Annotated in this window: 12 protein-coding genes and 1 pseudogene; 5 read left to right on the top strand and 8 right to left on the bottom strand. The window is 61.6% G+C overall.

The genetic code is table 11. From position 1 onward, the window contains the following. Positions 1 to 4 precede the first annotated feature (4 nt). From QP803_RS21950 to QP803_RS21925, 6 genes are all read right to left on the bottom strand, one after another. On the bottom strand, positions 5 to 1,039 hold the full coding sequence (locus QP803_RS21950; protein ID WP_284948109.1) for a PilN domain-containing protein: 1,035 nt from the start codon (positions 1,037 to 1,039) through the stop codon (positions 5 to 7). A gap of 137 nt (positions 1,040 to 1,176) precedes the next feature. Continuing rightward, positions 1,177 to 1,767, bottom strand: a complete 591-nt coding sequence (locus QP803_RS21945; protein ID WP_284948108.1) for a prepilin-type N-terminal cleavage/methylation domain-containing protein — start codon at positions 1,765 to 1,767, stop codon at positions 1,177 to 1,179. After that, positions 1,764 to 2,195, bottom strand: a complete 432-nt coding sequence (locus QP803_RS21940) for a type IV pilus modification PilV family protein (RefSeq protein WP_284948107.1) — start codon at positions 2,193 to 2,195, stop codon at positions 1,764 to 1,766. The genes QP803_RS21945 and QP803_RS21940 overlap by 4 nt, the downstream gene beginning before the upstream one ends. Continuing rightward, positions 2,185 to 2,661 carry a GspH/FimT family pseudopilin gene (locus QP803_RS21935; RefSeq protein ID WP_284948106.1) on the bottom strand — a complete coding sequence of 159 codons (477 nt, stop codon included), beginning with the start codon at positions 2,659 to 2,661 and terminating at the stop codon, positions 2,185 to 2,187. Before QP803_RS21935 ends, QP803_RS21940 begins: the two co-directional genes overlap by 11 nt. Continuing rightward, entirely contained in the window at positions 2,651 to 3,868 is a 1,218-nt protein-coding gene (locus tag QP803_RS21930) for a type II secretion system F family protein (RefSeq protein ID WP_284948105.1), read from the bottom strand. The genes QP803_RS21935 and QP803_RS21930 overlap by 11 nt, the downstream gene beginning before the upstream one ends. Before the next feature lie 3 nt (positions 3,869 to 3,871). Further along, positions 3,872 to 5,629, bottom strand: a complete 1,758-nt coding sequence (locus QP803_RS21925) for a GspE/PulE family protein (protein WP_284948104.1) — start codon at positions 5,627 to 5,629, stop codon at positions 3,872 to 3,874. Positions 5,630 to 5,739: 110 nt separating this feature from the next. Here QP803_RS21925 and QP803_RS21920 point away from each other — a divergent pair, with 110 nt between their 5' ends. Continuing rightward, positions 5,740 to 6,198: a hypothetical protein gene (locus QP803_RS21920; RefSeq protein ID WP_284948103.1), complete on the top strand. Its 459-nt coding sequence runs from the start codon at positions 5,740 to 5,742 to the stop codon at positions 6,196 to 6,198. Between the two features lie 304 nt (positions 6,199 to 6,502). Here QP803_RS21920 and QP803_RS21915 read toward each other — a convergent pair. Together QP803_RS21915 and QP803_RS21910 are read right to left on the bottom strand one after the other, a co-directional pair. Continuing rightward, positions 6,503 to 8,098 (bottom strand): annotated as a pseudogene (locus QP803_RS21915) (ISL3 family transposase). A gap of 331 nt (positions 8,099 to 8,429) precedes the next feature. Further along, a complete protein-coding gene (locus QP803_RS21910) occupies positions 8,430 to 9,614 on the bottom strand; it encodes a hypothetical protein (protein WP_350356113.1) in 1,185 nt (394 codons plus the stop codon). A 75-nt stretch (positions 9,615 to 9,689) separates the two neighbouring features. Between QP803_RS21910 and QP803_RS21905 the strand changes: the two genes are divergently transcribed. The 4 genes from QP803_RS21905 to QP803_RS21890 all read left to right on the top strand — a co-directional run bounded on the left by QP803_RS21905 (position 9,690) and on the right by QP803_RS21890 (position 13,620). Then, entirely contained in the window at positions 9,690 to 10,496 is an 807-nt protein-coding gene (locus QP803_RS21905) for an SDR family NAD(P)-dependent oxidoreductase (protein WP_284948102.1), read from the top strand. 49 nt (positions 10,497 to 10,545) lie between these two features. Next, positions 10,546 to 11,763, top strand: a complete 1,218-nt coding sequence (locus QP803_RS21900; protein ID WP_284948101.1) for an aminotransferase class I/II-fold pyridoxal phosphate-dependent enzyme — start codon at positions 10,546 to 10,548, stop codon at positions 11,761 to 11,763. A 166-nt stretch (positions 11,764 to 11,929) separates the two neighbouring features. Next, positions 11,930 to 12,475 carry a sterol desaturase family protein gene (locus QP803_RS21895; protein WP_284948100.1) on the top strand — a complete coding sequence of 182 codons (546 nt, stop codon included), beginning with the start codon at positions 11,930 to 11,932 and terminating at the stop codon, positions 12,473 to 12,475. Beyond that, positions 12,472 to 13,620 (top strand): glycosyltransferase family 4 protein, encoded by a 1,149-nt coding sequence (locus QP803_RS21890; RefSeq protein ID WP_284948099.1) that lies wholly within the window; start codon positions 12,472 to 12,474, stop codon positions 13,618 to 13,620. The genes QP803_RS21895 and QP803_RS21890 overlap by 4 nt, the downstream gene beginning before the upstream one ends. Positions 13,621 to 13,634 lie beyond the last annotated feature (14 nt).

Here is a 13,634-nt window from a genome sequence, read left to right as displayed (position 1 = left end):
TCGATCAAGGCGCCACGCTGGCGGTGATCGAAAACAGATTGCCCTGACCATTCGCCGCTGCCGTCACGGGCGCCGAGAAACTTGGACTGTTGATTGTCGGTGCGCGCGACAAGGCAGAGATCAAACCGGCGGCATCGCCGGATTGGCCGGTCAAGGTCAGGTCTCGCTTGGAGAGGCTCAAGCCGGTGAGGAAGGCATTATCGGGCATGATGCCGGTGATCGCCGCCAAGGCCTCCAGAGCATCGCCGACGCGAGCGCGCTCGGCCGCGACCACATCCGCGCCCGCAGCCTGGCCGTTGATGTGTGCGCGTAACGCAAACACTTCCGCCACGCGGGGTTCAAGCGCCGCGATGCGCCGCTCCTGGCTCACGATACGTGTCTGCTGGAAGACAAACGGTAGAACGACGGCCAGCAAAGCCAGAAGACCACACAAAGCCGCCAAGCCAACCACGGGGCGTGGCATTGTGTGGCGGGCGGTCACCGGCCCACCGAGCGGGAGATGTCGCACACGCTGGTCCTCGCCGAGCGTCTCGATCGCAGCGGGTGCGAGCCCCACGCCGGTCAGCCAACTGATCGCGTTGGCGAGGTCGGCCCTTGGCAGCATGCTCAGGCTGACAAAGAGCCGACCGTTCACGCGGTCTCGGCTCTCTATGTCGAATGTCCAGAACACCTCATCGGCATTGAAGGGCGTCACGCGGTCAATTTCGTATCGCAAGAAATTCGCCGCATCGCGTTCGGCCGCGAGAGGAATTGGAAATCGATGTTCCAGCAGCCGTCCGGGCGGCAATCGAATCAGAAGATCGCGGGGCGCTGCCCTCGACCGCCGGCCGCGTCGAACGGCCGCCAACCCAGCCGCATCGAAGTCGATAGGTCCGAGCGTCCGTTCCCGATGCCTTTGCCTGCGCACGAGAAAGGACCGCGATCCATCGCTGCCCATGTCAAGGAGGAGTGCGTTGCTCCAGCGTGGTGCGCCAATCATCGTCTGAGGCAATAGACTCCGCATCTGCTCGTACCACCAGCCGATGAATTGCTCGAGCATTGCCAGCGGGGTCTCTTTCTTTTTCGATTCCTTAATCTTTCCTTAGGACAAGGACCCCAAGAAAGACACTCGATTTACGATCATTCCACTGGAACGGATGCATGTCGCACCAAGAATGCTAGAGGCTGCCGTCCGTCTCAGAGTCTATGACGGCTCGGTGCCGCAACGATGTCAGGCCATCGCAGGCCGCGTTCGTTCAGGAAGACGATGTGGATGCGGATCAGGGCTGGAATGTCGGACCGATCCCAGCCACTGCGCCAGCCAGATGTCCCAGCGCTGGACCAATAGCTCAGCTGAACCCGCAAAATCCCCTGCAGCAGGGGCGTATCCGTGGGCTGAGGCGGCACGCGGTAGGTCGCGTGACTGTAAGGCGCCCAGCGCAGAAGAAGCTGGTGGTTTCCATCGACCAGAAGCCGGATTTCTGCCTGGCGATCCGGCAGGGCGACTGCGGCCCCATAGGGTAGCTCGGACGTGAACTCCATGCTGGTGGCATTGCCTCGTATCTCGGGCGCGTCATGGGAGTTCCCGGGATTGATCTGCTCGATCAGGGTGCGCAGCGTGCGGTCCACGGCATCGAGATCGCCATGCTGGTCGATGAGGCTAGACTGCCGGTGCAGCGCCAGCACGCCGAAACGCAACCCCTGGGCGAGCCCCAGGATGATCAACGCGAGAACGATCAGCGACACAAGGACTTCCAGCAGCGTGAAGCCAGCCTCGCGCTTCCTCATGGTGTGGTGGCGGCGGCAGGGCCGATCCGCTGGGTATGAAGATCGACGCTGCGCACCCCGCCATCCATCGCCCAGCCGATCGTGACGTCGATGCTATAGAGCGCGATGCGGGGATTTTTCCCGGTGCCGCCGATCTTTCCCCCTTCGCCATCAAGCGTCTTCGTCGCAACCGGGCGTACGCGCAGCCGCCACCGGAACCCGCCGCCATCGTCACCCTCCTGCGTCATGCTGGCGAGGGGCGTGCCGATCCCCACAACCGCGAGATGTGACCGTGCGCGCGCCAATGCCTCGACATAATGGCTTGCCGAACTGGCGGAGCGAAGCCCTGTGACGGCACCCGAGAAGAGCGCCGCGAGGGCGATGCCCGCAATGATCATGGCGACGATCACCTCGAACAGGGTGAAGCCCGCCGTCCTGTCAGGGCGCATCGGTGACATTGACCCGGCCGGTCAGCCAATCGACCAAGACCTGAAGATGCCGGGCGCCCGCGCCCAGGATGACACGACCGCCGGACGAACTGCCGTCCGGCGCGAAGGTGATGGCGGGTTGGGACCGGACCGACCCCCCGGTCGCGGTCATGATAGTGACACGGACATCCGGCGCCAGCGTGGCGCCCGGCGTGCCGTCCACGATGGGAACCCGGCCGGTGGGGTCGAGGGTGAACGCCACGAGACGATCGGTGGAAATCGCCTGGGATCGCGCCAGCCGGAGGTTTTGGGCGATGCTGCCGGCCGCACCCTCGATATCCAGCCCGACGCTGCGGGCAGGACCGCGCGAGACCACCAGGGCGATGGACAGGCCCAGGATCACGATCACGACCAGCACCTCAATGAGGGTGAACCCCGCAGCCCCCCGGGGCGCACGGCCGCGCTGATGCTGGGTATCAACCGGCAAGGCTGTTCAAGCTGAGCATGGCGAGGATGAGGGACGAGACGATGCCAGCCACAGCCGCCCCCATGACGATGGTGATGGCGGGCACCAGCAGCGCCACGATTCGCTGTAAAGAGAGCCGCGTCTCTTCCTCATGGATTTCAGCGGCACGCAGGCAAAGCTGGCCAAGCTGCGCCGTCTCTTCCCCAAGTCGGAGGAGGTAGATCATCCGCGCCGGAAACAGCCGCGATGCGGAAAGGGGCGCGGCGAGGCCGGCGCCCCCCTTCGCGCTTGCCGACACGACATCCATTGCGGCAACGGCGGCGGTATTCCCGATCACGTCCCGCACGATGGTGAGAGCGGCGATCAGTGGGACACCGTTAAGCATCAGCGTGCCGAAGGTCCGGCAAAAGCGCGCGGCCAGGATTTCCTTCGCCAAGGTGCCCAGAATGGGCAGCCGTAGCATCTGGCGGTCGACAAACATGCGCAGGGTAGGTCGTTTCAGCGCCTGTCCCGCCGCCAAGCCCGCGACCCCAAGCGCCACCAGGAGATAAAGCCCATAGGCGGACAGGATATGGCCAGAATCGATCATGAACTGCGTCGAGGCCGGCAATTTCGCGCCGTTCTGTGCAAAGAGCGGCACGAATTCTGGGAGCACGGAGGTCAGTAGAAAGGATACCGAGCCTACCATGGCGATAAAAAGCAGCGTCGGGTAGATCATCGCCGACCGGATGGAGGAGGCGAGCCCGCGTTCGCGCTCCAGCACTAAAGCGAGCCGCTCCAGCGTTGCCGCCAGCGTGCCACCGGCCTCCCCGGCCCGCACAAGGCCGACATAGAGGCGTGAAAAACTCTTGGGCTGCTTCCCCATCGCGGCCGCCAAAGGGCTGCCATCACGCACGGCATTGCGCAGCGCCTCCAGCGAGCCCCTGAGCCGCGTATTGGGCGCCATCTCCGTAAGGAACCGGAGGGCACGGTCGAGATCCTGACCTGCCGCCAGCATGATGGCGAGTTCGCGCGTGAAGTTCGCCACATCCTGGCGCCGAAATCCGCGCCGTGTGATTGTTAGATCAATCCGTCCAATCAACGATTCGCCACGATCCGGCTCGGCGCGTACCGGCGACAGCCCGTCTCGGCGCAGCGCCTGCACCAGGGCCGCCTCGTTTACAGCCTCGCTGACGCCGCGTTGCAGACGTCCGGCCGCATCGATCGCGACGTAGCGGAAGGTCGGCACCGATCAGTCTTCGCCCCGCAAGGATCGGAGCACCTCTTCGATGGTGGTTGTGCCAGCGAGGGCTGCGGCAATGCCGGCATCGAACATCGGCACCATGCCTGACTCGATGGCCGACCGCTCGATCTCCGCCTGATCGGCGCGCGCCAGAATCAGGCGTTCGATCCTCTCGTCCGGCACCAGGAACTCCGCCACAGCCTGTCGCCCGCGATAGCCGGTATCGCGGCAATGGGCGCATCCCGCCGGCCGCCACAGATGCATGGGCTTGCCATCGCACCGCGCCTCCAGATCGAAGCGCCGCACGAGTTCGGGCGGCGCGTCGATCCGCACCCGGCATGCCTCGCATAACCGCCGCACCAGGCGTTGAGCGAGCACGCCGCGCAGCACTGCCGTGATCAGGTAGTCTTCCAGGCCCATGTCGCGCAGGCGCGTAATGCTGGCCGCCGCCGAATTGGTATGCAGCGTCGACAGGACGAGGCGGCCTGTCAGCGCGCCATTGACGGCGATCTGCGCCGTTTCCAGATCCCGGATTTCGCCGATCATCACCACATTGGGGTCCTGTCGCAGGATGGCGCGGAGGACATTTGCGAAGCTGAGCCCGATCTGCGGTTTGACTTGTGTTTGTGTGATGCCGGGAATTTGATACTCGATCGGATCTTCGACGGTCACGATATTCCGCTGTACCGCATTGAGTTCGATGATACCGCTATAGAGCGTCGTTGTTTTTCCGCTGCCGGTTGGCCCGGTGACCAACACAATGCCGTTGGGCAGATGCAGCGACCGGCTCAAACGCGTGATGACAGCGGGTGGCAGCCCGAGCGCGTCATAGGTGAGCGCGACGGTCCCGCGATCGAGAATGCGCAGCACGACCGTTTCGCCATAGAGGGACGGGATGGTTGAGACGCGAAAGTCGATGTCCTGCCCTCGCACCGGAAGCTTAATGCGGCCATCCTGCGGCAGCCGACGCTCCGCGATGTCGAGCCTCGACATGATTTTGACCCGCGAAATGATGGCGGGCGTCAGGCGGGCGGGATGGGATTCGACCTCATGCAATAGTCCATCATGCCGATATCGGACGCGCAGCCTATCCTCAAAAGGTTCCAGATGGATGTCCGAGGCGCGTGACTCTACGGCGCGGGAGATGATCTGGCTCACCAGGCGGATGACAGGTGCCTCGCTGGCGAGGTCCTTCAGCCGTTCCGCGTCCTCCTCCGATGCTTCACCATCGGGGTTGACGGCTGCCCCGCTCTCCGTTTCTCCGTCGATGGCCGGATACAGACGCTCGAAAGCCGCATCTAATTCAATGGGGACAGCGACTTCGGTGACGACCCGCATGCCTGTGGCGGAGGCGATGGCGTGAGGGGTAAAGCGATCGAGAGGATCGGCCAAGGCCACGACGAGGCAGCCATTCTCCTCTGCAACCGGCACGGCCCGCATATGGCGAAGGTAGCGAACAAGAAGACGATCCGGAAAAAGCGGCTCGGCGGGGAAACGTGTCGGTGCCGCGACTGGAATGCCGAGAAGGTCGCCATAAGCCACGGCGAGGCCGCGCTCGGTCACCAGGCCAAGCTGGATCAGCACGCTGTCCAGCCTCTGCCCCGTCTCGATCGCGGTCCATCTGGCGCGTTCGACACCGCGGGCATCAAGCTGCCCAAGATCGACGAGCACCTGGGCTAGACGGTCAAGCCGCTCGTCGCCCCGCGCAGCGACCGGTTGAGGCGTTACGCTCGCCGTCGGACGCTTGATTTTCCAAGGAAGTCTCATGCCGCCCATATTGGCTTCCAATTAAATGTTCGGTAAGCCTGAATAACGCGGATCCCGATGTCCGCACCCCTCCCATCATTACGGACGAACGGGGCGTTTGGAGGCGGCGCATGGCAGAGGATGACAACAGACCCTGGTGGCATCGTATGTTAATGAGTGCGGGTGGCGTCCTGGCGCTCAGCGCCTGCTCCCCTACCAGCCAGACATCATCGATTGGCGGCTATTGGAACGCTTCCGCACGCAAGGTCATCGCGACGACGTGCCTGGGAACAGTATATAACGGCGCGCAGATCCTGGGCGATCCACCGTCACGCTTGTACGGACGATGTTATTTTATTCATGGACCCCTGCTGATTTCGGATTGGGTGACGGGAACCTCCGCACTCGTGAACGGCAACGCGTTAAAGATCGACGATGTCATAAGTTTTTCCTCGAACATCGTTCCGGGAGGTCTTTTCCTAGGCGAACCGCCATTCGCTTACCAAGATATCGAAGGGAAGTGGCATAATATCGCTCACCTGAGAGATCTTAAGGTGAAAGCGAACCGCTTCGGGTTTACCGGAGGCTGATTGGGTTCGGCGCCGCGGTGTTGGATGGCTGACTGAAGTCGGAGGTGAGCGGCTGCATGGTGTAGTCCAGCATGATCCAATGCACGGCGGAGCATGAGGAAGTTGTGCGGGATCTCGCAGAACGCCGGGCCGCAATTCGCAGCGCTATAGCCCATAGCTTATCTCGTTGGTTGGATACATCGTCGTCGGAGTCAGTCGCACGGCATCTCGCTGCTGTCCTTCAGGCGTCGTCGGTGCAAGCACTTGATGGTGCAAGTAGGCGGGTGTTAGTTTCCGCTAAAGGGGGCCTGGCGCACATTCTGTGCTAGTTGATGGTTTGAAGCGGAAGCATACGGGCGCGTAGGAGCGTGATGCCGGCGCGGCCATACATGGCGCGCTTCATTGTTTTCAGTCGGCTGATCTGACCCTCGGTCTGCCCGTTGCTCCACGGCTCGATAACCGCATTGCGAACTGCGTCGAGATCACCTTGCAACGTTCGTGCAAAGCGCTGCAAGGCGTAGATACCGGAGTGGTATGCTTCGTCCAACCAGGAATCCAGCTTGCTGCCATCCCGACCTCGGAGGATGCCGCGGAAGCGCATCGCAAATGCCCGCATCATGGAGAAGTCGGTGGACGATGCCTTCAGCGCATCGACAGCGACTGCCTGGCGTGGTGTCAGCTGCGCCCTCGGCTTGATGCACAGACTGGCGGCGATCTGTGGCGACATTTGCCGTCCTGTCGCAGGGTCCCGGGCGAGAAGGCCTGTTGGGTGCGACGCGATATTGCCTGGCGTGCCCTCTGTCTTCCGCCGCCACGACGATACGAACTGTGAAAGATGCGTGTAGCAACCCGTGAAGCCGAGGCGCTGGATTTAGGTGAAGAGGCGACGGACTACAGTGCATCCTTCGGCCCATCGGCGGGACAGGTGGCCCTGGTAGTATGCCGGCGATCTTGGCGTCGGCGCCATGGCGTTGCGTTCAGGCAGCGCTTGCAGGCGTATCCACTTGTCGACGCGCTTGCGGCTGAGACCGAGTTCCTCGGTGATCGCCGTGGCCGTCTTGCCGGCATCATACAGCAGCCGGACCTGTTCGAAGCTGACCTGCCGGAGGCGATGCAAGCCCGCCCTCGTGTCCTCGTCTTCGATGGCGGCCGAGCCTTGCGCGCGCAGCGGGCGTTCCAGGCGGCCGAGTTGCTTCTCGATCATCTCGCGTAGGTTCTGGACCAGATGGAAGCGATCGGCGACCTGACGAGCCTGCGGGGCACCAACCCGTGCGCCTTCGGCATACAGCCCCTGGCGATCACGACTGATGACCTCGATGGAAGGGCGTGCGCTGAACCACGCGGCGACACTCGACGACGACCGGTCAGCAAGCACGTCCACCACGGTCCGACGTTCGAGATCGACCATGATGGTGCCGTAGCTCTGGCCCTTGCGCCACGACCAGTCATCGATACCGACCACGCGCAAGGCGCCACTATCCGGCTGCGGGGAATGCCGCTTGAGATGCCGCAGAACCGTGTCACCACTGACGGCCATACCAAAGCATGCGAGCAATCGCCCGGAAGGACGCCCACCCGCATTGTGACCCAACAGGCGGACGATCTCGCTCACCCTCGATGTACGGCGCGCCCGAGGACCGGTGACTTCGGGCATCGAGCCCGCGAACGTCCGCCGAGAGCACAACCGGTTCAGGCACTTGAGCCTGGTCACCGTCAGCTTGATCATCACCGGTGATCCTTGGACAGGTAGATCCTGCAGTGACCGGCGGTAGGAACCATGGCGGGCATTGGAAGCAATTCCGCACGATGGACAGGGGCCGCCCTCCGGCCCCGCAGATGCTATCATCCAACCCGCGTTGGTGCGGATAGCCTCCCGGACGTCAAGACCAGCCAGCGGTGTCATAACCAGGGATTTGCTCATACAGGACACTATCCCGCTCAATCCAAGCCAAGAACCAAAACCAAGTCATGCGTCACAGAATGTGCGCCAGGCCCGCTAAAGGCTGGATTAGGACGATTTCCGTTAAAGGCCGGATTTTCGATGCTTTTTGGTTCCCTCTCGGCGACCTAGAGCATTGATCTTGCTCATTCTCACTTGGCCATTTCAGTCCGGACAACAACGCGCGAAACGCGGGATGAACGCTCCCGCATCTCTGTCCTCATCCCAAACCTGAGCTCCATGCATTAACGTGACAATACCGGGCTGACACATACTCAACTGGAACATCGCCTGAAGCCTCGCAGCCATTGAATCAAAGTTCTTTTTCATAGAGCCGGTAACGCTTGTTGGGCTCGGACGCAAATTTTTCGATGATGCGGCGCATGCTAGAATTAGTTTCGAGTATCCAGCCTAGTTCAGCGGTCTTGATCGTCATAGAAGGAGCGCGGTGCATCAGTTCCTTGATGATAAGAGACGGCAACATGGCCCCGAGCGTTGTGTGGCGCACGGTGGCACTGATACCCAATAGAATGACGCGCCCCGACCGGAATCGTTTGTTGAGGAGTCGCCAGACTAATTTCACCCAGCCGATCGGAGACGGCGCACCACCCAAATCCGCCATCAGATCGAAGAGGTTGGGCACTAAAAGGGCGACAGCCACAGGCACACCGTCACGCTCAACCAATACATAATAGTCAGGACGCAAGATCGGCTTCATTTCTTTGATCATTGATGTCATCTCATGCGTCGTAAGCGGCACGAAACCCCAGTTGTCGCTCCAGGCATCGTTGTACAAAGTGCGGAGGATCTCGCCATCCTCAGCAATGTGCCGCGGCCGCATCTGACGCACGGTCAGGTGCCCCATACCATCGGAATTGAGCCGCATTGTGGGCACCGGATGCGCTGCTTCAAGGCTGTTGCCAACCGCGACCTCATAGGTGAGGAGGTCCATCGCCTTCGTCCAACCGAGCGCTTCGATATGGCGGGCGAGATACGGCGGATGCCATGGCATCATGATCATCGGGCGTTCCGTCTGTCCGGAAATCATCAAGCCTGACTCGCCATTCGCAGAAAGCAGATAGGGGCCCCGCGCGTGCGTCATGCCCTCACCCTGCAGCCAGGCGCAGGCCGCCGAGAAAAGCGCCCCGATCACCTCTTCGTCATCAACCGCATCGAGAGCGCCGAAAAGCCCAATCGGCGCTCCCCATTGTGTCACGGCTAAGGGATCGACCTGGGCAGAGATTCGGCCCACCAGACGCCCGTTTTGACGTGCCAGGAAGTAGCAGGCGCGGCCATGGTGGAAGAACGCGGCTGCCTTTGGATCCAGCATACTCCGTCGTTCCAGATCGAGCGGCGCCACAAAGCCGGGCATATCGGTATAGATCTTCCGCGGCAGAGACAAGAACTCATTGCGATCTCGTTTAGTCTCGGCCGGCGTTACATGAACACCCATCAGACTGGGAAACCGAACTTTTGTGCGAGCGGAATCATTTTCCATCCTTGGCGAGCTGTGGCACCGCAACCCTTGTCGCCGCACGCGAGCGCGAGCATACCTAGTACTTGATTGGCACGAATGGTGTGGGGCAGGAAGATCGCCGTAAAACCCTATGGTGCCATTCTGGTGACGGGAGCCTCGAGTGGTCTCGGCGCCGCACTAGCCATGCATTATGCACGCCAAGACCATTTGCTACTGCTTTGGGCCCGGAATGGCGAGCGACTAGCAGCAGTTGCTGCACAATGCCAAGCCTGTTCGAGGCGCGATGTTCTCACCCGCGTGATTGACCTCACAGATTCTGTCGCCGTCCTCGCGGCATTGAGAGACGATGACAGCCGGACGCCGATCGCTACCGCCATCTTAGCCGCAGGGCTAGGGGATATGCGTAAACCAGATGAAGTCACAGAGCGACCGGAACAGGCCATGGCGCTGGGCTTGGTGAACTTCGTCGCAGCGACCGTGATGGCAACAGTTTTGGCCGAGCGTATGTCTGCCCGAAAAGGCGGCCAAGTGGTCCTCATCGGCTCGGTCGCGGCGTTTCACGCTCTCCCCTTCGCACCAGCCTACTGCGGCTCCAAGGCCGGGCTACTACGATTCGCGCAGGCTCTGCGCCACGGCATGCAGCCGTTCAACGTCGGCGTTACTCTGGTTTCGCCAGGGTTCATTGACACCCCGATGAGTCGGCGACTTGTAAGCAAGAAACCGTGGATTCTGTCTCCCGAAGCCGCAGCAGAGCGTATTTCTCTTGCTGCATCGCAAAATCAAGGGCATCTCGTACTGCCGTGGGTTTTTACGCTGCTGAGGATTGCCGACAGACTCCTACCGCTGCCCGTCCGCCGCTTCGTCCTCGGGCGGCTTCGCGTCCAGCAACACGATCTTCCGTGATTGCATAATCGCAGTTGGGACCGTGTGATCATTATATGAGATGAACTCGATGAATCTAGTCGACTACGCCGATCGCCGTTTTCGTTTCGCTGGCCGAGAAGTCCTTGGCCAGGTCAAGCATTTTATGGGTTCGGTCGATCAACTGCCGCAGCACGACGGTCATCGTCCTGTTAGCTTTGGCAACTACGATTATCTGGGCTTGAGCACCGATTCTCGTATTCGCGCAGCCGCGAGCGAGGCAGCACTCACACAGGGCGTGGGGGTTTCAGCGTCGCGGCTGATTGGCGGCGAGCGGGATTTTCACGCGGCGCTTGAGGCGGAGCTTGCTGATTTTATCGGCACTGAGGGCACTCTTTGCCTCGTCAGCGGCTATCTGACGAACCTCACGGTGATCGGTCACCTGCTTGGGGCGCGGGATCTTCTTCTGATCGATGAGTTGTCCCACAACAGCATCGTCGCCGGTTCCGTGGGCTCGCGGGCGACGACCCATATCTTCAAGCACAATGACCTGAACGATCTTGAACGCATTCTGACGGAGGCGCGACCCCAATACGGTCGCTGCCTGATCGTGGTCGAGGGTCTTTACAGTATGGATGGTGACATACCCGACCTTCCCCGGCTGCTCGAGATCAAGCAGCGGCATGATGCTTGGCTGCTGGTCGATGAGGCCCATTCTATTGGTGTCCTGGGTGCCACGGGCAGAGGTCTCTGCGAGCATTGGGCTGTCAATCCGTATGAGATCGACCTGATCATCGGAACCTTGTCGAAAGCCTTTGGTGCCTGCGGCGGTTTCGTAGCAGCAGCCAAACCGGTGCTCGACTGGCTGCATTATACCTTGCCGGGCTTCGTCTTCAGCGTCGGCATGTCACCCCCGCTCGCCGCAGGGGTCAGGACGGCCATCGATATCGTGCGGATAGAGCCGTGGCGGGTTGAGGCGTTACACGACAATTCTCGGCATTTCGTGATGACTGCGCGGGAATTTGGGCTCGATCTAGGTCCCGCCACAGGACACGGCGTCGTGCCGGTCTTCTTTCGCGACAATATGGAAACGGTCGCCAGCGCGAATGCGCTTTTGGCGGATGGCTTTTATTGCCCACCCATTGTCCAGGTTGGCGTGCCCCGTGACCAGCCGCGCCTACGCTTCTTTCTCTCCACCCAGCATAGCCACGCAGAGATCGATCAGGCTCTTGAGATCGTCGCGGGCACGATCAGCGGGATACGGACGGCGCATGAACCGGTTCTTACGGCGATCGCAGTCGGCGACTAACGGCTTCGTGATCACGACACGCAGTCGAGAATAGGATGGGAAGGCGTATGGTGGCGTCCCGGCGCGTTGCTGTTTTGGATCGAGGACTGCGTGCACCATGATCCCTTCTGCAAGACGCACACGTGTTCGTCTATTCCAGAACTCCGCGCTCGAGCGGTTGACCCTGATGCCCCCGCTGGTCTTCGCCGTAGTCTGGCTAGGGCTATTGGTCGCGGCCACACGCGCGACGTGCCTGAGCCCTGTGCGGTTGCTAGCAGCGGTCGGCCTTGTTCTGGCCGGCCTGGCGCTGTGGACGCTGTTCGAATATCTCGCTCACCGCTTTCTATTTCATTACAATGCCCGTTCCACGTTTGGCAAGCGCATCATCTTCCTGGCGCATGAGAACCACCATATAGATCCCGCCGACCCCTATCGAAACATTATGCCCCTCAGCGTGAGCCTGGTGCTGGCAGCGCTGTTCTGGCTGCTCTTTCATGTCGCGTTCGGCGTCGCGGGGTCGGGACTGTATCTTGGTTTCATCCTCGGCTACGTCATCTACGACGCAACGCATTACGCCTGTCATCAGTTCCCGATGCGCGGCCGGCTTCTGGCGCGGGTGAAGCGACACCATTTGCGGCATCATCACGCTGGTCTGCCCGCTAACTACGCCATCACCGCGATCTTGTGGGACAGGATTTTCAGCACGGCGCTGAAAACCAAATCTCGCTTTTGAGAATAGCGATCGACGGCCGCAACCTCGGCACCGCTGAGGGCACCGGCGTCGCGACCTATGCGACCGTCCTCTTGCAGGCCTGTCAGCGCGAAGGAGTCCGCACCGACGTCGTCACTGCGACCGGCACATCCACGAAAGTCACGCGACTGTTACGCGCGGCTCAGCCGACGCGACGGCTTTATTCCTGCGGAAGCGATTTAGTATCGCCCGATCTCTTCCGTGTTGCGCAGGTACATTTCAACCTCTATCGGCGACCGCTGCCACTCCGGCTTCACGGCCATGCGCTACCCGCGATCATGCATTGGACCTATCCGCTGCCGCTCCATCTGCGGGGCGTGCCCAATGTGGTGACGATCCATGACCTGATTCCTCTCCGCCAGCCGGAACTGACGGGCATCGCCTCGGTGCGGATGCGGCGGTTGCTGGCTGCGGTGATCGCTCAAGCGGCAGTCGTCGTGACGGTTTCGGAAACCGTTCGCCACGAGGTGATCGCAGAATTCGGCACAGCGCCTGAGCGCGTCGTCAACCTATCCCAGGCCATCGATCTGCCGGCAGCCCTGCTTCGGGATGCGCGGACGGTGACGCCGCTGTGTCCGCCGGGCAGTTTCCTGGTCTTCGGCACCGTGGAGAGGCGCAAGAACATTGGCCGTCTCATCCAAGCCCATGCGGAGAGCGGCGTGACGAGACCGCTTGTCATTCTGGGTCCAGACGGGGATGGAGCAGCGGCCGAACTGGCCCCGGCGACCCGCCATCCTCTTGGCCGTACCGCGGTGCAGCGCATTGTCTGGTCCAACCGACCAGCTCTCATTCGCGCCATAGCGGAGGCGCACGCCGTGCTATTTCCCTCCCTCGCGGAAGGGTTTGGTCTGCCGATCTTGGAAGCGATGGCGCTCGGCACACCAGTCATGACATCGCGGGGGGGCGCCACGGAGGAGATTGCTGGCGGCGCTGCACTGCTGATCGATCCTCTCAGTGTTCGCGACATGGCGAATGGTATCGCGGCCCTCGATCGTGAGGCTGATTTGCCGCACCAACTCAGGGCGGCGGGCCTGCAGCGCGGCAAGGTTTTTTCCCTCGACGCCTATGCCAAGCGGCTCCGGACCCTGTACGAAACCGTCGGCAGCCTCACGCGCGTAACTGTGTAGCTCTCCGTGTTTGG

It is taken from the genome of Acidisoma sp. PAMC 29798 (genome assembly GCF_030252425.1).
Lineage (GTDB): Bacteria > Pseudomonadota > Alphaproteobacteria > Acetobacterales > Acetobacteraceae > Acidisoma > Acidisoma cladoniae.
The sequence above is the reverse complement of the archived record's forward strand: the minus strand, read 5'-3'. Positions and strand labels throughout refer to the sequence as shown.